This is a genomic window from Acidovorax sp. SRB_24, assembly GCF_012931925.1.
Map to the genome: position 1 here is coordinate 18,332 of NZ_MWOM01000016.1, position 17,642 is coordinate 35,973.

Here is a 17,642-nt window from a genome sequence, read left to right on the forward strand (position 1 = left end):
TCACAAAGCGTAGTGGTCCACCAGCAGCGCGGCAAACAGCACGCTCAGGTGGATCAGCGAAAAGCGAAAGGTCTTGCGCGCCAGGGCGTCGGAATAGTCGCGCCACAACAGGAATCCATAGGCGCAGAAGCCGGCACTGAGCACCACGGCGGCCGCCAGGTAGATCCATGAGCTCATGCCGTAGACGAAGGGCATCAGGCAGCCGGCGAACAGGATCAGCGTGTACAGGAACACCTGCAGCCGCGTGAACTCGTTGCCGTGCGTCACGGGCAGCATCGGCAGGCCCGACTTGCGGTAGTCCTCGACGCGGTACAGCGCCAGCGCCCAGAAGTGCGGCGGCGTCCACAGGAAGATGATGAGGAACAGGATCAGCGCCTCGGGCCCCACGTCGCCGCGCAGCGCGGCCCAGCCGAGCACGGGCGGCATGGCGCCCGAGGCGCCGCCGATCACGATGTTCTGGGGCGTGAGCGGCTTGAGCACCAGGGTGTAGATGACGGCGTAGCCCACGAAGGTGGCAAAGGTGAGCCACATGGTCAGTGGGTTGATCCAGGCATAGAGCACGGCCGAGCCCGCGGCGCACAGCGCGGCAGAGAACACCAGCGCCTGGGTGTCCGACAGCTGGCCCTTGGCGGTGGGGCGCCACGCGGTGCGCTTCATCTTGGCGTCGATGGTTTTCTCGACCAGGCAGTTGAAGGCGGCCGCCGCACCGGCGACGAGCCAGATGCCCGCACAGGCCACGGCCATCTTCAGCAATTCGGCCGCCGTGGGCAGGCCGGGCACGGCCAGCACCATGCCAATGAGTGCGCAAAACACGATGAGTTGCACCACGCGCGGCTTGGTCAGCGCGTAGTACTGCGCCAGGCGCGAGGGTTCGGAAAAGGCGGTGGCGGTGCTCATGCGGAAACTCTCGGTGCGCCAGCGTGCGCACGGTCATCGGTCAGGGGGTCGCTGGCTCGGCGGGCCATGCGGCTGGAACTCAGGGCCCAGGTCAGCACCACCACCAGCGCGGCGGCGCCGCCGGTGTGCAGCACGGCCGCGATCAGCGGCCAGTCGAGCACCACGTTGCTCAGGCCCGTGGCAAATTGCAGCCCTGCCAGGCCGGCGATCCAGCGCGCCTGCGCCCCCCACAGGGCGCCCGGCGCACCGGCTGGAGCGCGGCGCGCCGCCAGGCGCAGGCGCCAGGCCAACAGGCCCAGCATCGGCAGGACCGCATAGGCCACGAGGCGGTGCGCATAGTGGATGGCCGTGAGGGCCGCAAAGCTGACGTGGCTGCCGTCCTGGAGCACGCCCAGGGCGCGCCAGACCTCGAAGCCCTGCGCGAAATCCATGGCGGGCCACCAGCTGCCCTGGCACAACGGGAACGTGCTGCACGCCAGCACGGCGTAGTTGGTGCTGACCCAGCCGCCGAGCAGCACCTGCAGGGCCACGGCGGCGGCCGTCAGCGCCATCAGAGCGCGCAAGCCCGGCGCCAACACGGCAGGCGCCAGGCCCTGGGCCCACTGCGTGTGTTGCACGGCCTGCACGCACAGCAGGGCCAGCAGCACCAGGCCACCGGCGAGGTGCAGCGTCACAATCGCCGGAAACAGCTTCATGGTCACGGTGAGCGCACCAAAAGCACCCTGCAGGCACACCCACACCAGGGTGGCAGTGGGCCACCAGGGACTGGGCAGTGGCACTGCGTTCTGCGCGCCGCCGTCCGATGGAACGCGCTGCGGGCGCAGCCGCAGCCACTGGCGCCAGGCCAGCGCCGTGAGCACCATGATGAGCACGCCCACGCTGGTGGCCAGATAACGGTGCACCATCTCCACCCAGGCCTTGCCATGGGTCACCGGCCCCGTGGGCATGGCCGTTTGGGCGGCCGAGATTTCTGCGTGCGCGCCCACCGGACTGGCGTTGCCGTAGCAGCCCGGCCAATCGGGGCAGCCCAGGCCCGAGTCGGTCAGCCGCGTGAACGCGCCAAAGAGCACCAGGTCGAAGGTGAGAAACAGCGTCAGCACCGTGAGCGCCTGCAGCCGGCGGCCGCGCGCGCCGCCGGCATGGCGACGCCACACCCACACCAATGGACCCAGCGCGATCACCACGCCGAGCAGCATCAGCTCCAGCAGCGGAGCCAGGTCGTACAGAGGCTGCGCGTCCGCCATCAGGGCTTCTCCGCACGCCCTGCGGTGTCCCACGAGGCCGATGCGCGCAGCAGGCGGTCGAGGTCGCGCTTGGCCTTGGCGGCTGCGGGCGCGTCCATGCCGGCAGGAAAGCGCATCATCCAGTTGCCCATGGGGTCGACCACGTACAGGTGCTCGGACAGCGCATGGCCGCTGGCAGGCTGCAGCCACTGCGCAAGCTGTGCGGCATCCACGCGCAGCACCGTCGCCTGGCGCAGGCCCGGCGCCATGGCGGCGGGCGGCGGGGCGTCGTCCGTGACCAACCAGATCCAATCGAGGCGGTCCTTTTCCTTGCCCAGGCTTTCGCGCAATTGGCGCTGCAGGTACAGGTGGTTCTGGCAGGCCGCATCGCAGGCACCGGGGGCCACGCTCACCAGCAGCCATTGGTCCTTGAGCGCGCGCAGGCTGGCCGTCTGGCCATCGAGGCTGGTGGTGACCAGGTCGGGCATGGGGCGCTGCGGCTGGACCAGTTCACCGTAGTTGCGCCGGCCTTCGGGACGCACGACGTAATAGGTCAAATAGGAGGCAATGACCGGGGCAGCGCACACCAGCAGCAGGCCCAGCATCTTCCAGCGCGCGTGGCGGCTTTTTTGTGCCGCCGCCACCGCAGCACCCGCGGGCGGCAGGCTGTGCACGGTCAGGCCCAGGGGCTGGGCACTGCCCGCCTCAGGCGGCGGGGCGGCTGCGGCGGAAACGTCGGACAAGTTGGAACCAGACATAAAGAATTGCAATCAGGCCGCTGAGCCCGAACCATTGAAAGGCATAGCCGTAGTGTTTTTCGACGCCGGAGTTGACGGCGGGCCAGTCGCGCTGCAAACCATCGCCCGAAGCGCCCGTTTGCAGCACGGAGACATCTGCCAAAGGCAGGCCCGTTTCGGCGCGGAACGCGGCCAGATCGAGATTTTGCCGGATACGCGAAGACCCCTGTGCCTCGGGGTCGCCGCTGAATTCGTACAGCCTCGACGGCGGCGGCGCAATGCGACCCTCTACCAGCACTTCTTCCTGCGGGCTGTCCACGGCAGGCAGGGCCGTGCGGTCCTGGAAGTTGCGCGGCACCCAGCCGCGCTGAACCAGCACGACGGTGGGGCTGTGGGCCAACTGCAGTGGCGTCACGACAAAGAAACCCGGCCGGCCGTGCATCTGGCGGTTGTCCAGGTACAGCGTGTAGCGCGAGAGCCAGCACCCCTGCAGCGCCACGCGGCGGTGCAGCACGCGCGCCAGCGCCGCGCCACCATCCACCCCGTCCAGCGCCGCAGCGCCCAGCGGCGGCAGTTGCGCACGCTGGTCGATCGCGGTTTGCAGCGCCTCTTTTTGCGCTGCCCGGGCTAGCTGCCAGCGGCCCAGCGATGCGGTGGCTGCAACGCCCACGCCAGCGGCCAATGCCACAATCCAAAAACGCACATTCGGTCGCAAACGGGTGGCAGAGGTCACGGGATAATGCGCTCCATGAAATATTTCGTGGTGATCGCCTTCCTGGCCATTCTGGCCAGCCTGGGCTCTGCGCTCTTCTTCATGATGCGCAATGGCCGCGACAACAAGGCCCAGAGCGGCCGCATGGCCAAGGCACTGGCTTGGCGCGTGGGACTGTCCATTGTGCTGTTCGTCTGCATTTTGCTGGCCTGGAAGCTTGGGTACATCCAGCCTACCGGCTTGCCGGCCGGCCCACGGTAACCGGGGACACTCCCATCGGCGGTCCGCGCAAGGGCCAGCAAAAAGGCGCCTTGCGGCGCCTTGGGGGTTGGCATGGCGTGTTTACATCCAGTAGACAACGAGGTACAGCCCCAGCCAAACCACGTCCACGAAGTGCCAGTACCAGGCGGCACCTTCAAACCCAAAGTGTTTGTCGGCGGTGAAATGGCCTTTTTGCAGGCGCAGCGTGATGGTCAGCAGCATCAACATGCCCAGGAACACATGGAAGCCATGGAAGCCGGTCAGCATGAAAAATGTGGAGCCAAAGATGCCCGAGTTCAGCTTCAGGTTCAGGTCGGTGTACAGGTGGTAGTACTCGTAGCCTTGCACGCACAGGAAGGTGAAGCCCAGCAGCACCGTGATCCACATGAACGCGATGGTTTTGGCGCGCTGACTTTCACGCAGCGCGTGGTGGGCGATGGTCAGCGTGACGCCGGAGCTCAGCAGCAAAGCCGTGTTGATGGTGGGCAGCCAGAATGGTCCGACGGTCTGGAACGGCTCGACGATGCCAGCGGGCGAAGCGGTCACGCCAACGGCCATGCTGGGCCACACCGCCTTGAAGTCCGGCCACAGCAAAGCATTGTCAAGACTGCCCAGGGCCGGCACCGAGTGCGCACGCGCCCACCACAGGGCGGTGAAGAAGGCCCCGAAAAACATGACCTCCGAGAAGATGAACCAGCTCATGCTCCAGCGGTAGGACAGGTCGACCTTGTGACCGTAGAGCCCCCCTTCGCTTTCCTGGGCCGCATCGCGGAACCACTGGTACAGCACGAACAGCCACCACGCCAGCCCCAAAGCCAGCGAATACTTGCCCCAGTCGTGGCCATTGATCCACTGGCTGGCACCCAGGATGACGAAGAACAGCCCTGCCGCCGCCATGACGGGATGGCGCGACTCGGCGGGCACAAAATAGTACGGCGTTGCGCCTTGGGTTGATGCACTCATTTCAGCTCCTGACTCTCTATATCTTTGTATTTGGTTTTGCGTGCCTTGGCACTTCAAACGACCCAGTTGACCACGGCGATCAGCGCGAACACCAGCAGGAAAAACGCCACCAGCCCCACGGCAATGATGTGCAGCGGGTTGATTCTTTCCAGGTCCTTCTGGTACTCGCTGCCCTTGCGCAGGCCGATGAAGGCCCACGCCACCGCCCGGATGGTGCGCAGCAATGAACCTTTGCGGCGCAGCGCCTGCTGGTCGTTTCCGTGCTCTTCGCTCACGACCCCGCCCCTTGCAACCCCAGGCCGCTCACGGCCGCGGTCGATGGCGGCGCAGGCGGCGTCTTGCCTCCGACCTCAAAGAAGGTGTAGGAGAGCGTGATGGTCGTGACATCCTTGGACAGCCGCGGATCGATCACGAAGGCCACCGGCCATTCCTTTTTCTCGCCCGGCTCCAGCGTGTACTGGTTGAAGCAAAAGCACTCGAGCTTGGTGAAGTGCGCAGCGGCGCGCGCGGGTGCATAGCTGGGGATGGCTTGGGCGGCCATGCGGCGGTTCTGCACGTTCTGGAATTCGTACATCACGGTGGACAGCTCGCCCGGATGCACCTTCATGGAACGCACGGCTGGCTTGAACTCCCAGGGCCCGCGCGCATTCGCATCGAATTCGACCGTGATGGTGCGGCTCGTATCGACCTGCGTGTTGGCCGGCAGTCGCACATTGCGTCCCGCCGCCCCATTGCCCGGCACCTGGCGTTCGGACAGCGTCAGTATGTTGATACCGGTCATCTCGCAAATGCGCTGGTAGATCGGAATCAGCGCATAGCCAAAGGCAAACATGCCAAACGCAATCACGGCCAGCTTACCGACCATTTTGGCGTTTTCACGGCGAATGTTCATGTCTGGTGCTCAACGGGTCAGCAAGGCAATTTTCACCAGAAACCCGACGAAAAACGCCACCGCAATGGATGCCAATACGAGCGCCATGCGCAGATTGCGTTTTTTTTGCTCGGGTGTCATGGGCATGGTCTTCAACCAATCACGCGGGTGGCCGTGGCATCGAGCTTGGGAGGTGTCTCGAAGGTGTGGAACGGCGCTGGCGAAGGCACTTCCCACTCCAGCCCCTCTGCGCCATCCCATGGCTTGGACGGTGCTTGCACGCCCTTGCCGCGCATGGCCGGCAAAACGACGAACAGGAAGAAGTAGACCTGGGCAATACCAAAGCCAAAGGCACCGACACTGACGATGGCGTTGAAGTCGGCAAACTGCATGGGGTAATCGGCATAGCGGCGGGGCATGCCGGCCAATCCCAGGAAGTGCATCGGGAAGAAAGTGATGTTGAACGAAATCAGCGACCACCAGAAGTGGATCTGCCCGTGGCGCTCGCTGTACATCCGCCCGGTCCACTTGGGCAGCCAATAGTAGGCGCCGGCGAACATGGCAAACAGCGAGCCTGCCACCAGCACATAGTGGAAGTGGGCCACCACGTAGTAGGTGTCCTGCAGCTGGATGTCGATGGGCGCCATCGCCAGGATCAGGCCCGTGAAGCCGCCGATCGTGAACACGAAGATGAAGCCGATGGCGAACAGCATCGGTGTCTCGAACGTCATCGACCCCTTCCACATCGTCGCGACCCAGTTGAAGATCTTCACGGCCGTCGGTACCGAGATCAGCATGGTGGCGTACATAAAGAACAGCTGGCCCGTCACCGGCATGCCGGTGGTGAACATGTGGTGCGCCCAGACGATGAACGAGAGGATCGCGATCGACGAGGTCGCATACACCATGGAGGCATAACCGAACAGTTTCTTGCGCGAGAACGCAGGCACGATCTGGCTGACGATGCCGAAGGCCGGCAATATCATGATGTAGACCTCGGGGTGACCGAAGAACCAGAAAATGTGTTGGTACATCACCGGATCACCGCCGCCCGCGGGGTTGAAGAAGCTGGTGCCGAAGTGGCGGTCCGTCAGCGTCATGGTGATGGCGCCGGCCAGCACCGGCATCACGGCAATCAGCAGGTAGGCCGTGATCAGCCAGGTCCAGGCGAACATCGGCATCTTCATCAGCGTCATGCCCGGGGCGCGCATGTTCAAAATGGTCACGATGATGTTGATCGATCCCATGATCGAGCTGGCACCCATGATGTGCATCGCGAAAATGCTCGAATCCATCGATGGGCCCATCTGCAGCGTCAACGGTGCGTACAGCGTCCAGCCCGCGGCGGGGGCACCGCCGGGCATGAAGAACGAGCCCACCAGCATCAGGGCGGCCGGGACCAGCAGCCAGAAGCTGAAGTTGTTCATGCGCGCGAACGCCATGTCGCTGGCGCCGATCTGCAGCGGGATCATCCAGTTCGCGAAGCCTACGAAGGCCGGCATGATGGCGCCAAACACCATGATCAGGCCGTGCATGGTGGTGAGTTGATTGAACAACTCGGGATTCACCAGCTGCAGGCCGGGCTGGAACAGCTCGGCACGGATCATCAGTGCCAGCACGCCGCCGACCATCAGCATGGTGAACGAGAACAACAGGTACAACGTACCAATGTCCTTGTGGTTGGTGGCAAAAAGCCAGCGGCGCCAGCCGGTGGGACCATGGTGGTGGCCGCCGTCGTGTGCGTGGTCACCAGCGTGCCCGGGGTTGTCGAGAACTGCGCTCATATTGGATTCCTCAATGCTTTTCGACGCTGATTACTTGCTGCGCTGTGCCACGACCTCGGCCGGCTGCACCAGCTGGCCAGTTTTGTTGGACCACGAGTTCTTGGTAAAAGTCACCACAGCCGCCAGATCGGTGTCGCTGAGCTGCTTCCACGCAGGCATGGCCCCATTGGCAGCGCCATGGAGAACCACTTGCAGCTGTTTGCCATGGTCGGCATCCACCACGATGGCCGAGCCATCCAGGGGCTTGATCGGACCGGCACCCTTGCCGTTGGCCTGGTGGCAGGCTGCGCAGTTTGCTGCGTAGACCTTTTCACCGCGTTTCATCATGTCTTCCAGCGTCCAGACCTTGCTCGGGTCGTCGAGCTTGGCGGCGGCCTTCTTGCCCTCGGCTTGCACCCACTGGCTGTAATCTTGCGCCGACAGCACCTTGACATGGATGGGCATGTAGGCGTGCTCCTTGCCACACAGCTCGGCGCATTGGCCATAGTAGTCACCCACCTTGTCGGCACGGAACCAGGTGTCGCGCACAAAGCCGGGGATGGCGTCCTGCTTGATGCCGAATGCCGGCACCATGAAGGAGTGGATCACGTCGTTGGCCGTGGTGATGACGCGCACCTTCTTGCCCACAGGCACCACCAGCGGGTTGTCCACCTTGAGCAGGTAGTCGTTGGGCGCATCGGCGACGTTGCCGCTGTTGGACATCTGGCGATGGCTGCTGTCCAGGGTCGAGATGAAGGCCAGACCCTCGCCTTCCCCGTTGATGTAGTCGTAGCCCCACTTCCATTGGTAACCCGTGGCTTTGATGGTGAGGTCGGCATTGGTCGTGTCCTTTTGCGCCACCAGCACCTTGGTCGCAGGCAAGGCCATGAGGACCACGATGATGAACGGAATCACGGTCCAGACCACTTCCACAGTCACGGACTCGTGGAAATTGGCGGGCTTGGCACCCTTGGACTGGCGGTGCTTCCAGATGGAATAGAACATCACGGCGAAGACCGCCACGAAGATCACCGTGCAGATGATCAGCAGCATCCAGTGCAGGAAATGCTGCTCCTCTGCGATCTTGGTGACCGGCGGATGCAGGTTCAATTGGTTGACCGCGGGACCGCCGGGCAGGTCACTGACAGCGTGGGCGGCGGTACCTACCAGGGCCCCTGCCATCCACAGCGCAGAAGCCAGCTTGTTGAAAATGCTCTTCATAGTTCTCACTTACTTCTAAGCCTCAAATAACCTTGCCACGCCTGCCTGGGAAACAGATCGCAATGCCGCCCCACCACCGGCGGACCAGCCGCTGGCACACACTTCACTCAAAAATCTTTGCAGTTACGGACGCGCATGCCCAAAACGACAGGACCTTAAACCGGACCTGTCGCCATGAACACCCCTGAAAACCATCAGTGCGCTGGAGGAATGGCGTCTCATACAGTGCAGGGCACATGCATTGCGTAACAGTGCGTGACCCTGGCTTGCAACGCCGGCGATTGTAGCGCGGCTTGTCCCAGGTCATTGACATTGAAAGTGCGTTCGCAGCAAGGGCGCAATGCTTGCGCCAAGTCATTGACACAGCACCGTGAATTCGGCAGAAAACCGGCTATTTCTGCCCCGCACCGCGCAGCATGGCCCGCATGTCTTGCAAGGACACGGCAGTGTGGGGGTTCACCGGCACGCGCCGTGCCGGCTTGAAGGCGTGGCCATAGACGATTTCGAACGTCAGCGCCAGTTGCCCGTCCTGGCGCGGGTCGGCCAGATGCTGCGCCAGTTCTTGCTGCAGGCGCGCATGCCAGTCTCGCCCGCGCAGCCCCCCGAAACGCTGTGGATGCAGGTTGGCGCCGAGTCCACGCAACTCCTCGAGCAGGCGCGGCGCGCTGGCAAAGGTCAGGGTGATGCGCTCCATGTCCATGACCGGCTCGGCGAACCCCGCCTGCACCAGCATGTCGCCCCAATCGTGCATGTCGGTGAATGCATGGCCAGGCACCGGCCAGCCCAGCTGCGCATACATCGCATGCAGTTCGCGCACGGTGTCCGGGCCCAGGCAGGAAAACATCAGGTAGCCGTTCACTGCGAGCGCGCGGTGCCACTGCGCCATCAGCGCCTGCGGGTCCGGCGCCATGTGCAGCGCCATGTTGGCCCAAAGCATCTGCACGCCCCCCTCGGGCGGCAGTTCAAAGCGCGTGGCCCCGTCCTTCCAGCGCGCGGCACTCCACCAGGGTGCCGCCAGTGCCTTCGCCGCCTGCGGTTGGCGAGAAGGCGCGGTCTCGGCCACGAAGCACTGCGCCTGCGGGTAGCGCTGGCGCACCAGCGCATGGGCCTGCAAGCCGCCGCGCACGGCATCCCAGTGGCACCAGGCCGAGGGCGCCTCGCGGATCCACTGCAAGCGGCCTTCCATGCGCCGGGCCACCTCTTCGTGCAACCAAGGCGACGCCGCTGGCGCGGCAGCATGCCAGCGCGCAGCGGCAATGGGATCGATCGTAGGAGGACGCTCTGGCTGCATGGATGGAAGATGGAATATCGGTAAAGGGAAACGACGCGGGGCGCGCTTATATTGGACACCATCATGTTCAGCCGGATGGCATCAAGGATATCCACGCAGTGGCGCAAGCTGGGCGAGCACCTCCCCAGCCAGTGCGCGGTGTGCCGCGCGTGGCCGGCGCAGCGCGTGTGCGACGCCTGCGCCGCGCGCTTTGCGCCACCCCGGCGGCGCTGCGACCGCTGCGCCGGCTTGCTGGCAGCCCCCGTGCAGCGTTGCGGCGCCTGCCTGCGCGAGCCGCCGCCGCTGGACGCGTGCATTGCTGCGGTCGAATACGCCTACCCCTGGACCGGGGCACTGGGCGAATTCAAGTTCCGGGGCGATCCCGGCTGGGCGGGGGCCCTCGCCACGCTGGTGCGCAGCACGCCATGGGCAGAGCCCGCCTTGGAAGCCGCCGACCTGGTGCTGCCCATACCGCTGTCGCACGCGCGCCTGCGCACCCGCGGATTCAACCAGGCGCTTTTGCTGGCGCGCCTGCTGGCGCCCGCCAAGACCGACGCCGCGCTGCTGCTGCGCACCCACGATACCGAGGCCCAGAGCCATTTGACGCGCGCCCAGCGCCTGCGCAACCTGCGCGGCGCCTTTGCCGTTGAACCCCTGCGTGCGCGCCAGCTGCAAGGCACACGGGTGCTGCTGGTCGACGACGTGATGACCACGGGCGCCACACTGCACGCGGCGGCGCTGGCGCTGCGCCAGGCAGGTGCGGCGCACATCACGGGTTTGGTGGTGGCACGCACTGAGCGGCGCGATTGACGCGCACCGACACCCGCAGCGCCAGGCCGCGCCCGGCCGGCACGACAATACGCACATGTTCAATATTGTTCTGGTCGAGCCTGAAATCCCTCCCAATACGGGCAACGTGATCCGGCTGGCGGCCAACACCGGCTGCGCGCTGCACTTGATCGAGCCGCTGGGGTTTTCCATGGAAGACCGGCTGATGCGGCGCGCCGGGCTCGATTACCACGAATACGCAAACGTGCGGCGCCACCCGGGCTGGACTTCCTTTTTGCGCACCATGCAGCCCGATCCGCTGCGCATGTATGTCTTCACCACGCACGGCACCCAGACCGCCTACGAAAGCCGCTTCGAACCCGGCGACTGGCTGGTGTTTGGCGCGGAAACCCGTGGCGTCCCGCCGGAGCTGCGCGAAACCTTTGCACCTGCGCAACGCCTGCGCCTGCCCATGCGGGAGGGCCAACGCAGCCTGAACCTGTCCAATGCCGTGGCGGTGGCCGTGTTCGAGGCCTGGCGCCAGAACGGCTTTGGCACCGTGCCCGCGCGTTCGCAAGCCTGAGCGGCCTGCGGCTGGCTGCAATGCCGCAAAGTGCAGCCTCGAACGATCCATTTCGCCGGGTGGCACAGTCCTGCAGGCTGCCTCTGCGGTGCGAGCCACCTCAGGCCAGGGCACCTGCGCGATGGGCCTCTGAATCACATTTTCGCAACAAAAATGATACCCAATCCGTCATTTACTGACATTGTGGAATTACTTGTTGCGTAATTTGGGGTATTTATTCGGGTTTTCCCTGCCTACAGTGGCTTGGTCGATGACGGACTTCGGAAACAGAAGCTTCACCGAAAAGCGCTCAAGGCACAGGCGATCCACATTTCTTGGGCGCATGGATGTTCAACACACTAGAAGGAACAACACCATGAAAACGCACCTGATTTTCGCTGCCGCCGCCCTTTCACTGGCCGCAGCCGGCGCCCATGCCGCGCCGCACGACACTTCTGGCACCTACGGCGAACAGTACCCCGACTACACCCAGACCATGGCTGGCAGTAGCTTGACGCGCGAAGCCGTCGTCGCCGACCTCATGGAAGCGCGCAGGGCCGGCACCCTGCCGCGCTACGGCGAGTGGGATCAGGACCGTGCCCCGCTGGCTGGCCCACCCAACACCCTGACGCGCGACGCCGTGCGCAGCGAAGGCATGGCCGCCGAACGGGCAGGCACCATCGTCAACGGCGATCAATAAAGAGGGCAGAAGGCTACAGCAGGGTCAGGGGTAGTAGCGCGCCAGCGACTGCGCCACACAGACGGGCTTGTCGGTGCCCTCGCGCTCGACGCTCACATCCCAGGCCATCTGCATGCCGTTGCCCTCGACGGGCTGGCACTCCACTAAACGCAGGTGCGCGCGCAGGCGACTGCCCACGGGCACGGGCGCCGTGAAGCGCACCTTGTTGAGCCCGTAGTTCACACCCATGCCGGTCTGCTCGACGCGCAAGGCCGAGGCGAAGAACTGCGGCAGCAGCGACAGCGTCAGGTAGCCGTGGGCGATCGGCGCCTTGAAGGGTCCGTTGCGCGCACGCTCCACATCGACATGGATCCACTGGTGGTCGCCCGTGGCCTGCGCAAACAGGTTGACCTGCTCCTGCGTGATGGTGGTCCAGTCGCTGACCGCGACGTTCTGGCCGACACAGGCGGCCAAGTCTTGCAAAGTGGGAAAGATTCTCATGCCCGGCACTCTAACCCGCCGCGCGCGGCCCGCTGTCGAGCACGGGACAGGCCGTATGAACCGCCCGCGCTCACACGCTGCGCGCCAGCCGGATGCCCGAGAACTGCCAGAACGCCGTGGTGGGAAAGAAATTGCGGTAGCTGGCACGCACATGGCCTGCTGGCGTGGCGCACGAGCCACCGCGTAGCACGTACTGGTTGACCATGAATTTGCCGTTGTATTCGCCAATGGCGCCCGGCCCGGCCTGGAAGCCGGGGTAGGGGCCATAGCTGCTCGCCGTCCATTGCCAGGCCTCGCCCCATATCTGCGAGAGGCCTGCGCCGGCGCCGCCCGGGTGCAGCCGGCCGGCATCGGCAAACGGACCTTGCACCGGCAGCGCAGCGGCCGCGTGCTCCCATTCCGCCTCGGTCGGCAGGCGCACGCCGCTCCAGCGCGCAAAGGCATCGGCCTCGTAGTACGTCACATGCACCACCGGCGCGTTGGCATCGAGCGCGCTCAGGCCGCCCAGCGTGAACTCGTGCCAGTCGCCGGCCCCGCTGTCGTGCCAATAGCGCGGGTGCGCCAGACCCTCGGCCGCGCGCCAGTCCCAGCCTTCCGACAGCCACCAGGCCGGGTCGGCGTAGCCACCGGCCGCGACAAAGGCGGCGTATTCGCCATTTGTCACCAGGCGCGAGGCCAGCGCATACGGCTCGAGGTAGACACGGTGGCGCGGCAGTTCGTTGTCGTAGCAAAAGCCGCTGCCGCTGTGGCCGATCTCCACCACCCCGCCGGGGAACGGGTGCCACGCGAGCGGCGCCGGCGCTGCCACGGGCCGCGGCGCGCCCGTGTAGGCCGGGTTCAAAGGGTTGCACCAGAGCAGGTGCTTGATGTCGGTCAGCAGCAGCTCCTGGTGCTGCTGCTCGTGGTGCAGGCCCAGCACCACCACGTTGGCCAGCGCCTGGGCCTGGCCGCTGGCGAGCACGGCGCCCATGCGCCGGTCCACGTCGGCGCGGTACTCCAGCACGCGCGCCAGGCTCGGGCGCGTGAGCAGGCCGCGCTGCGGGCGCGGGTGGCGCGCGCCCACGGCCTGGTAATACGAATTGAACAGCACGCGGAACGCACTGTCGAACGGCTCGAACCCGGGTTCGCAGACTTCGAGCACAAAGGTCTCGAAGAACCAGGCGGTGTGCCCCAGGTGCCATTTGGCAGGGCTGGCGTCGGGCATGGACTGCACGCAGCAGTCCTCGGCCGACAGTGGCGCGGCCAACGCGAGCGTGCGCGCGCGCACGGCGCGGTAGTCGTGTTCCGAGGGCATCGCGGCCATGGCGGTGGGGGCAGACACGCGCGGCTCCCGCTTCAAGGCCGCGCCAACAGCACGGCGTACCAGCCCTGCGCATCGGTCCACGGCTGCGCCTGCGAAAAGCCGGCGCGCGCCAGCAGGTCGGTGATGCCGCCGAGGCTGTACTTGTAACTGTTCTCGGTGTGGATCGACTCGCCGCGCCCGAAGGCGCGCGCATGGCCGGGCCAGCGCACGCGCAGATCGCGCAGCGCCCGCAGGTGCATCTCGATGCGCCCGTGCGCGGCGTTGAAGAACGCGTGGTGCTCCCAGTCGCGCTCGGCAAAATCGCTGCCGAGCAGGCGGTTGGCGTGGCGCAGCAGGTTGCGGTTGAACGCCGCGGTGACGCCCGCGGCATCGTTGTAGGCGGCTTCCAGCACGGGCACCGGCTTGAGCAGGTCCACGCCGAGCAGCAGTGCGCCGTCGCGGCCGAGCAGCCGCCGCATGCGCCGCAGCAGGTCGAGCGCCTGCGGCGGGTCGAAGTTGCCGATCGACGACCCGGGATAGAACACCACGCGCCGCTCGCACGGCACGTCGGCTGGCAGCGCCAGCTCGGCCGTCAGGTCGGCCGCCAGCGCGCGCACCTGCACCGCCGGGCAGGCAGCCTGCAGGCGGCGCGCGCCCTCGCGGAGGCAGTCCGCCGAGATGTCCAGCGCGACGAAGCGGGCCGGCGCCAGCAGGCTGCACAGCTGGCGCGCCTTGTCGCAGTTGCCTGCGCCCCATTCGATCACGGTGGCGCCGGGGGCGATCTCGCCTGCCAACGCCGCGGCGTGGGTGGACAGGATGTGCTGCTCGGTGCGCGTGGGGTAGTACTCGGGCAGGCGCGTGATCTGCTCGAACAGCGCCGAACCCCGCGCGTCATAAAAGTACTTGGGCGAGGCCGTGGCCGGCGTGGCCAGCAGGCCGGCGGCCAGGTCGGCGTGCGGCCCGTGCGCTTCTGCGGTGGGCACCGCGGCAGGTGCCAGTTCCTCGGGGCTGTCCATCCAAGCCATCGTGGCCTCCTTGGAAGTGCATGGGCCCGCCCGCTTGCCGCGGGCAGGCCCGTTTTCATGGCAAAAACGCCATCAACGCCCGTCCCCAGGACGTTTTAAGCTATTGAAACAATAGCTAATGCCGGGCGCTCAACCCGTGCGGGTGCCGCGCTGCACAAAAAACAGCCCGGCGCCCACGGCCATGAGCAGGCCGCCAAACACCCGGTTTTGCGCCCGCACGGCGCGCGCGCTGCGCAGCAGGCGGCGCAGCGCGCTGGCGCTGGCCGCGTAGCCGTGCATGACCACGACGTCCACGGCCACCATGGTGGCCGCGAGGATCAGCAGCTGCGGCGCCAGCGGCCGCTGCTCGGTCAGGAACTGCGGCAGCACCGCGACCATGAAGATGATGCCCTTGGGGTTGGTGGCGTTGGTCAGAAACCCCGTCATGCAGCGCTGTTGCCAGCGGCTGGCGGGCGCGGCGCCCGCGCTGCCCGGCAGGGCCACGGCGCCGCTGGCGCGCCACTGGCTCCAGCCGACATAGATCAGGTAGCACGCGCCGAGCACCTTGACGGTGCTGAACGCCACTTCGGACGCCAGCAGCAGCGAGCCCACGCCCGCGCCGGCGATCAGCAAGATCAACAGCAGCCCCAACTGCAGGCCCGCGATGGTGGCGCCCGTGCGGCGCACCCCGTACGACAGACCATGGCTCATGGACAGGACCGCGCCCGAACCCGGCGACACCGCGATCACGCACGCCGCCGCGAAAAAGGCCAACCAAGTGTGCAAGTCCATCGGTGGGGTGGTGTTTCAGAAGGAGGCTGGCATCTTATCAACGCCGGCCGGCGCAGCGCCAGAAAAATGGTAAAAAAGCCTTCCAACGCATATGGGGTATGCGCCACGCGCTATTATTTAAAGAGCATTTCACGCCCACGCCAGCCGCCCCAGCGCGCCGGGTGCGAAAATCGCCGCTCCCCTGCCGCCCCCGCGCCAGCGGACTTTGCACACACCACCATGGCCCACGCCCCGACCTGGCTCACCTACGGATTCCTGTACCTGGCGGCCGCCGTGCTGGCCGTGCCCATTGCGCGCGCGCTCGGCCTGGGCGCCATCATCGGCTATCTGGCCGCCGGCATCGCGATCGGACCGTGGGGCCTGGCGCTGGTGAGCAACGGGCAGGACATCCTGCACTTTGCCGAGTTTGGCGTGGTGCTGATGCTGTTCCTGGTCGGTCTGGAGTTGCAGCCCAGCCGCCTGTGGAGCATGCGCCGCCCGATCTTCGGCTTCGGCAGCGCGCAGATGCTGCTGTGCGCGGCGCCGCTGTTTGCCGTGGCCTGGGCGGCAGGCCTGCCTTGGCGCGTGGGCCTGGTGGGGGCCCTGGGGCTGGCGCTGTCCTCAACCGCCATCGCGCTGCAGACGCTGCAGGAGCGCAATCTGATGCGCACGCAGAGCGGCCAGGCCGGGTTCTCGATCCTGCTGTTCCAAGACGTGGCGGCGATCCCCATCCTGGCGCTGCTGCCGCTGCTGGGCGCGGCCGCCGGCGCGCAGGCCGAGCACGAGCCGATGGAGCTGGTGTGGGAAACCGCAAAAATCGTCGGCGCGGTCGGCGCCATCGTGGTCGGCGGACGCCTGCTGCTGCGCCCGCTGCTGCGCTGGATCGCCAAGAGCAAGACGCCCGAGATCTTCACCGCCGCCTCGCTGCTGCTGGTGGTGGGCATTGCCATGCTGATGGTGCAGCTCGGCCTGTCGATGGCGCTGGGCGCGTTCCTCGCCGGCGTGCTGCTGGCCGACAGCGAATACCGGCGCGAACTCGAGACCGACATCGAACCGTTCAAGGGCCTGCTGCTCGGCCTGTTCTTCATGGCCGTGGGCATGACCATCGACTTCGGCGTGCTGATGCGCTCGCCGTGGACCATGGCCGCCGTCGTGCTGGGCTTTCTGGCGATCAAGGCAGTGGTGATCTACACGCTGGCCACGGGCGCCAAGATCCCCTACCGCGAGCGCCCGGTGTTCACGCTGCTGCTGTCCCAGGGCGGGGAGTTCGCGTTCGTGGTGTTCCAGACCGCAGCGGGCGCCAAGGCGCTCTCGCCCGAAGTGGCCTCGCTGCTGATCGGCGCGGTGGCGCTGTCGATGCTGCTCAGCCCGCTGCTGCTGGCGCTGCTCGACCGCGCGCTGCTGCGCCGCTACGCCGAGGTCAAGGCGCCGCAGGCCGAGGAGATTTCCGAGCCGCAGGAAGCGCCCGTGCTCATCGCCGGCTTTGGCCGCTACGGCCAGATCGTCGCGCGCGTGCTGCTGATGCAGGGCGTGCCGACCACGGTGCTCGACCACAGCGTGGAAATGCTGGAAGTGGCGCACACCTTTGGCTACCGCGTGTTCTATGGCGACGCCACGCGGCTGGACCTGCTGCGCATCGCCGGGGCCGGTCAGGCGCGCATCCTGGTCGTTGCGGTGGACGACCCGGAGCAGTCGCTCCAGATCGCCCGGCTGGCGCGCGAGCATTTTCCGCAGCTGCAGGTGGTGGCGCGTGCGCGCGACGTGACGCACTGGAACCGGCTGCGCGATGTGGGCGTGGCGCTGGTGCAGCGCGAGCTGTTCGAATCGAGCCTGTGCAGCGCGCACACCGTGCTCGAACTGATGGGCCTGCCGGCCCCCGAGGCCAGCGCCATCACGCGGCGCTTCCGCGAGCACAACATCGCTTTGGTCGACCGCATGTACCCGTACTACCAGGACCGCGCCAAGTCGATCGCGGTGGCGCGCGAGGGCCGCAGCCAGCTGGCCGAGCAGATGGCCAAGGAGCGCCAGGAGCGCGCGCTCCAGGCGGCGTCCAAGGCCCCCGTGGCCCCAGACGGCACAGAGGGCGCCGAAAGCGCCCCCAGGGATACAGCCTAAAACAGCCCCCAGCGCTTATGGGATAAGCGCCAGCAGCTATTG

At 66.3% G+C, this 17,642-nt stretch carries 20 protein-coding genes; 5 read left to right on the top strand and 15 right to left on the bottom strand.

Annotation, left to right across the window (positions count from 1 at the left end; all coding sequences use genetic code 11):
• Genes cyoE through B2J89_RS07900 form a run of 4 tightly spaced genes read right to left on the bottom strand, consistent with a single transcriptional unit; the run spans nt 1 to nt 3,560 of the window.
• Nucleotides 1–897 (bottom strand): heme o synthase, encoded by an 897-nt coding sequence (cyoE, locus tag B2J89_RS07885; protein ID WP_169168598.1) that lies wholly within the window; start codon nt 895–897, stop codon nt 1–3.
• A complete protein-coding gene (locus B2J89_RS07890) occupies nt 894–2,141 on the bottom strand; it encodes a heme A synthase (RefSeq protein WP_169168599.1) in 1,248 nt (415 codons plus the stop codon). Before B2J89_RS07890 ends, cyoE begins: the two co-directional genes overlap by 4 nt.
• Complete coding sequence (locus tag B2J89_RS07895; RefSeq protein ID WP_169168600.1) at nt 2,141–2,878, bottom strand: hypothetical protein; 738 nt, start codon at nt 2,876–2,878, stop codon at nt 2,141–2,143. Before B2J89_RS07895 ends, B2J89_RS07890 begins: the two co-directional genes overlap by 1 nt.
• On the bottom strand, nt 2,826–3,560 hold the full coding sequence (locus B2J89_RS07900) for an SURF1 family protein (protein ID WP_169168601.1): 735 nt from the start codon (nt 3,558–3,560) through the stop codon (nt 2,826–2,828). The genes B2J89_RS07895 and B2J89_RS07900 overlap by 53 nt, the downstream gene beginning before the upstream one ends.
• A gap of 45 nt (nt 3,561–3,605) precedes the next feature.
• On the opposite strand from B2J89_RS07900, the gene B2J89_RS07905 reads away from it, so the two are divergent.
• Entirely contained in the window at nt 3,606–3,830 is a 225-nt protein-coding gene (locus B2J89_RS07905; protein ID WP_173025015.1) for a twin transmembrane helix small protein, read from the top strand.
• 81 nt (nt 3,831–3,911) lie between these two features.
• Here the strand turns inward: B2J89_RS07905 and B2J89_RS07910 are convergent, their stop codons facing one another.
• The 7 genes from B2J89_RS07910 to B2J89_RS07935 form a co-directional block, all read right to left on the bottom strand.
• Entirely contained in the window at nt 3,912–4,793 is an 882-nt protein-coding gene (locus B2J89_RS07910) for a cytochrome c oxidase subunit 3 (RefSeq protein WP_169168603.1), read from the bottom strand.
• Between the two features lie 53 nt (nt 4,794–4,846).
• Entirely contained in the window at nt 4,847–5,068 is a 222-nt protein-coding gene (locus B2J89_RS07915) for a DUF2970 domain-containing protein (protein ID WP_169168604.1), read from the bottom strand.
• Complete coding sequence (locus B2J89_RS07920; RefSeq protein ID WP_169168605.1) at nt 5,065–5,685, bottom strand: cytochrome c oxidase assembly protein; 621 nt, start codon at nt 5,683–5,685, stop codon at nt 5,065–5,067. The genes B2J89_RS07915 and B2J89_RS07920 overlap by 4 nt, the downstream gene beginning before the upstream one ends.
• A gap of 9 nt (nt 5,686–5,694) precedes the next feature.
• Nucleotides 5,695–5,805 carry a cytochrome oxidase small assembly protein gene (locus B2J89_RS22720; protein ID WP_216842313.1) on the bottom strand — a complete coding sequence of 37 codons (111 nt, stop codon included), beginning with the start codon at nt 5,803–5,805 and terminating at the stop codon, nt 5,695–5,697.
• Nucleotides 5,806–5,816: 11 nt separating this feature from the next.
• The gene (ctaD, locus tag B2J89_RS07925; protein ID WP_169168606.1) at nt 5,817–7,448 is read right to left on the bottom strand and encodes a cytochrome c oxidase subunit I; all 1,632 of its coding nucleotides are present in this window, start codon (nt 7,446–7,448) and stop codon (nt 5,817–5,819) included.
• A 30-nt stretch (nt 7,449–7,478) separates the two neighbouring features.
• Nucleotides 7,479–8,648 carry a cytochrome c oxidase subunit II gene (gene coxB / locus B2J89_RS07930; RefSeq protein ID WP_169168607.1) on the bottom strand — a complete coding sequence of 390 codons (1,170 nt, stop codon included), beginning with the start codon at nt 8,646–8,648 and terminating at the stop codon, nt 7,479–7,481.
• 391 nt (nt 8,649–9,039) lie between these two features.
• On the bottom strand, nt 9,040–9,939 hold the full coding sequence (locus tag B2J89_RS07935; RefSeq protein WP_169168608.1) for a class I SAM-dependent methyltransferase: 900 nt from the start codon (nt 9,937–9,939) through the stop codon (nt 9,040–9,042).
• A gap of 63 nt (nt 9,940–10,002) precedes the next feature.
• On the opposite strand from B2J89_RS07935, the gene B2J89_RS07940 reads away from it, so the two are divergent.
• The 3 genes from B2J89_RS07940 (at nt 10,003) to B2J89_RS07950 (ending at nt 11,948) form a co-directional block, all read left to right on the top strand.
• Nucleotides 10,003–10,728 (top strand): phosphoribosyltransferase family protein, encoded by a 726-nt coding sequence (locus tag B2J89_RS07940; protein WP_169168609.1) that lies wholly within the window; start codon nt 10,003–10,005, stop codon nt 10,726–10,728.
• A gap of 55 nt (nt 10,729–10,783) precedes the next feature.
• Nucleotides 10,784–11,269 carry a tRNA (cytidine(34)-2'-O)-methyltransferase gene (locus B2J89_RS07945; RefSeq protein ID WP_169168610.1) on the top strand — a complete coding sequence of 162 codons (486 nt, stop codon included), beginning with the start codon at nt 10,784–10,786 and terminating at the stop codon, nt 11,267–11,269.
• A gap of 355 nt (nt 11,270–11,624) precedes the next feature.
• Nucleotides 11,625–11,948, top strand: coding sequence for a DUF4148 domain-containing protein (locus B2J89_RS07950; RefSeq protein WP_169168611.1), 324 nt, complete (start codon nt 11,625–11,627; stop codon nt 11,946–11,948).
• 24 nt (nt 11,949–11,972) lie between these two features.
• Here the strand turns inward: B2J89_RS07950 and B2J89_RS07955 are convergent, their stop codons facing one another.
• The 4 genes from B2J89_RS07955 to B2J89_RS07970 form a co-directional block, all read right to left on the bottom strand.
• Nucleotides 11,973–12,428 carry a MaoC family dehydratase gene (locus B2J89_RS07955; RefSeq protein WP_169168612.1) on the bottom strand — a complete coding sequence of 152 codons (456 nt, stop codon included), beginning with the start codon at nt 12,426–12,428 and terminating at the stop codon, nt 11,973–11,975.
• A 70-nt stretch (nt 12,429–12,498) separates the two neighbouring features.
• On the bottom strand, nt 12,499–13,731 hold the full coding sequence (egtB, locus tag B2J89_RS07960) for an ergothioneine biosynthesis protein EgtB (RefSeq protein WP_169168658.1): 1,233 nt from the start codon (nt 13,729–13,731) through the stop codon (nt 12,499–12,501).
• 32 nt (nt 13,732–13,763) lie between these two features.
• Nucleotides 13,764–14,726 (bottom strand): L-histidine N(alpha)-methyltransferase, encoded by a 963-nt coding sequence (gene egtD, locus B2J89_RS07965; RefSeq protein WP_169168659.1) that lies wholly within the window; start codon nt 14,724–14,726, stop codon nt 13,764–13,766.
• Nucleotides 14,727–14,864: 138 nt separating this feature from the next.
• On the bottom strand, nt 14,865–15,506 hold the full coding sequence (locus B2J89_RS07970; protein WP_169168613.1) for a LysE family transporter: 642 nt from the start codon (nt 15,504–15,506) through the stop codon (nt 14,865–14,867).
• Between the two features lie 219 nt (nt 15,507–15,725).
• On the opposite strand from B2J89_RS07970, the gene kefC reads away from it, so the two are divergent.
• On the top strand, nt 15,726–17,600 hold the full coding sequence (gene kefC, locus B2J89_RS07975) for a glutathione-regulated potassium-efflux system protein KefC (protein WP_169168614.1): 1,875 nt from the start codon (nt 15,726–15,728) through the stop codon (nt 17,598–17,600).
• Nucleotides 17,601–17,642: the final 42 nt, after the last annotated feature.

What these genes read in the sequence shown, in the direction of transcription:
- cyoE (WP_169168598.1), bottom strand. Translation starts at nt 897, where the DNA reads ATGAGCACCGCCACCGCCTTTTCCGAACCCTCGCGCCTGGCGCAGTAC.
- B2J89_RS07890 (WP_169168599.1), bottom strand. Translation starts at nt 2,141, where the DNA reads ATGGCGGACGCGCAGCCTCTGTACGACCTGGCTCCGCTGCTGGAGCTG.
- B2J89_RS07895 (WP_169168600.1), bottom strand. Translation starts at nt 2,878, where the DNA reads ATGTCTGGTTCCAACTTGTCCGACGTTTCCGCCGCAGCCGCCCCGCCG.
- B2J89_RS07905 (WP_173025015.1), top strand. Translation starts at nt 3,606, where the DNA reads ATGAAATATTTCGTGGTGATCGCCTTCCTGGCCATTCTGGCCAGCCTG.
- B2J89_RS07910 (WP_169168603.1), bottom strand. Translation starts at nt 4,793, where the DNA reads ATGAGTGCATCAACCCAAGGCGCAACGCCGTACTATTTTGTGCCCGCC.
- B2J89_RS07920 (WP_169168605.1), bottom strand. Translation starts at nt 5,685, where the DNA reads ATGAACATTCGCCGTGAAAACGCCAAAATGGTCGGTAAGCTGGCCGTG.
- B2J89_RS22720 (WP_216842313.1), bottom strand. Translation starts at nt 5,805, where the DNA reads ATGACACCCGAGCAAAAAAAACGCAATCTGCGCATGGCGCTCGTATTG.
- ctaD (WP_169168606.1), bottom strand. Translation starts at nt 7,448, where the DNA reads ATGAGCGCAGTTCTCGACAACCCCGGGCACGCTGGTGACCACGCACAC.
- coxB (WP_169168607.1), bottom strand. Translation starts at nt 8,648, where the DNA reads ATGAAGAGCATTTTCAACAAGCTGGCTTCTGCGCTGTGGATGGCAGGG.
- B2J89_RS07935 (WP_169168608.1), bottom strand. Translation starts at nt 9,939, where the DNA reads ATGCAGCCAGAGCGTCCTCCTACGATCGATCCCATTGCCGCTGCGCGC.
- B2J89_RS07940 (WP_169168609.1), top strand. Translation starts at nt 10,003, where the DNA reads ATGTTCAGCCGGATGGCATCAAGGATATCCACGCAGTGGCGCAAGCTG.
- B2J89_RS07945 (WP_169168610.1), top strand. Translation starts at nt 10,784, where the DNA reads ATGTTCAATATTGTTCTGGTCGAGCCTGAAATCCCTCCCAATACGGGC.
- B2J89_RS07950 (WP_169168611.1), top strand. Translation starts at nt 11,625, where the DNA reads ATGAAAACGCACCTGATTTTCGCTGCCGCCGCCCTTTCACTGGCCGCA.
- B2J89_RS07955 (WP_169168612.1), bottom strand. Translation starts at nt 12,428, where the DNA reads ATGAGAATCTTTCCCACTTTGCAAGACTTGGCCGCCTGTGTCGGCCAG.
- egtB (WP_169168658.1), bottom strand. Translation starts at nt 13,731, where the DNA reads ATGGCCGCGATGCCCTCGGAACACGACTACCGCGCCGTGCGCGCGCGC.
- egtD (WP_169168659.1), bottom strand. Translation starts at nt 14,726, where the DNA reads ATGGACAGCCCCGAGGAACTGGCACCTGCCGCGGTGCCCACCGCAGAA.
- B2J89_RS07970 (WP_169168613.1), bottom strand. Translation starts at nt 15,506, where the DNA reads ATGGACTTGCACACTTGGTTGGCCTTTTTCGCGGCGGCGTGCGTGATC.
- kefC (WP_169168614.1), top strand. Translation starts at nt 15,726, where the DNA reads ATGGCCCACGCCCCGACCTGGCTCACCTACGGATTCCTGTACCTGGCG.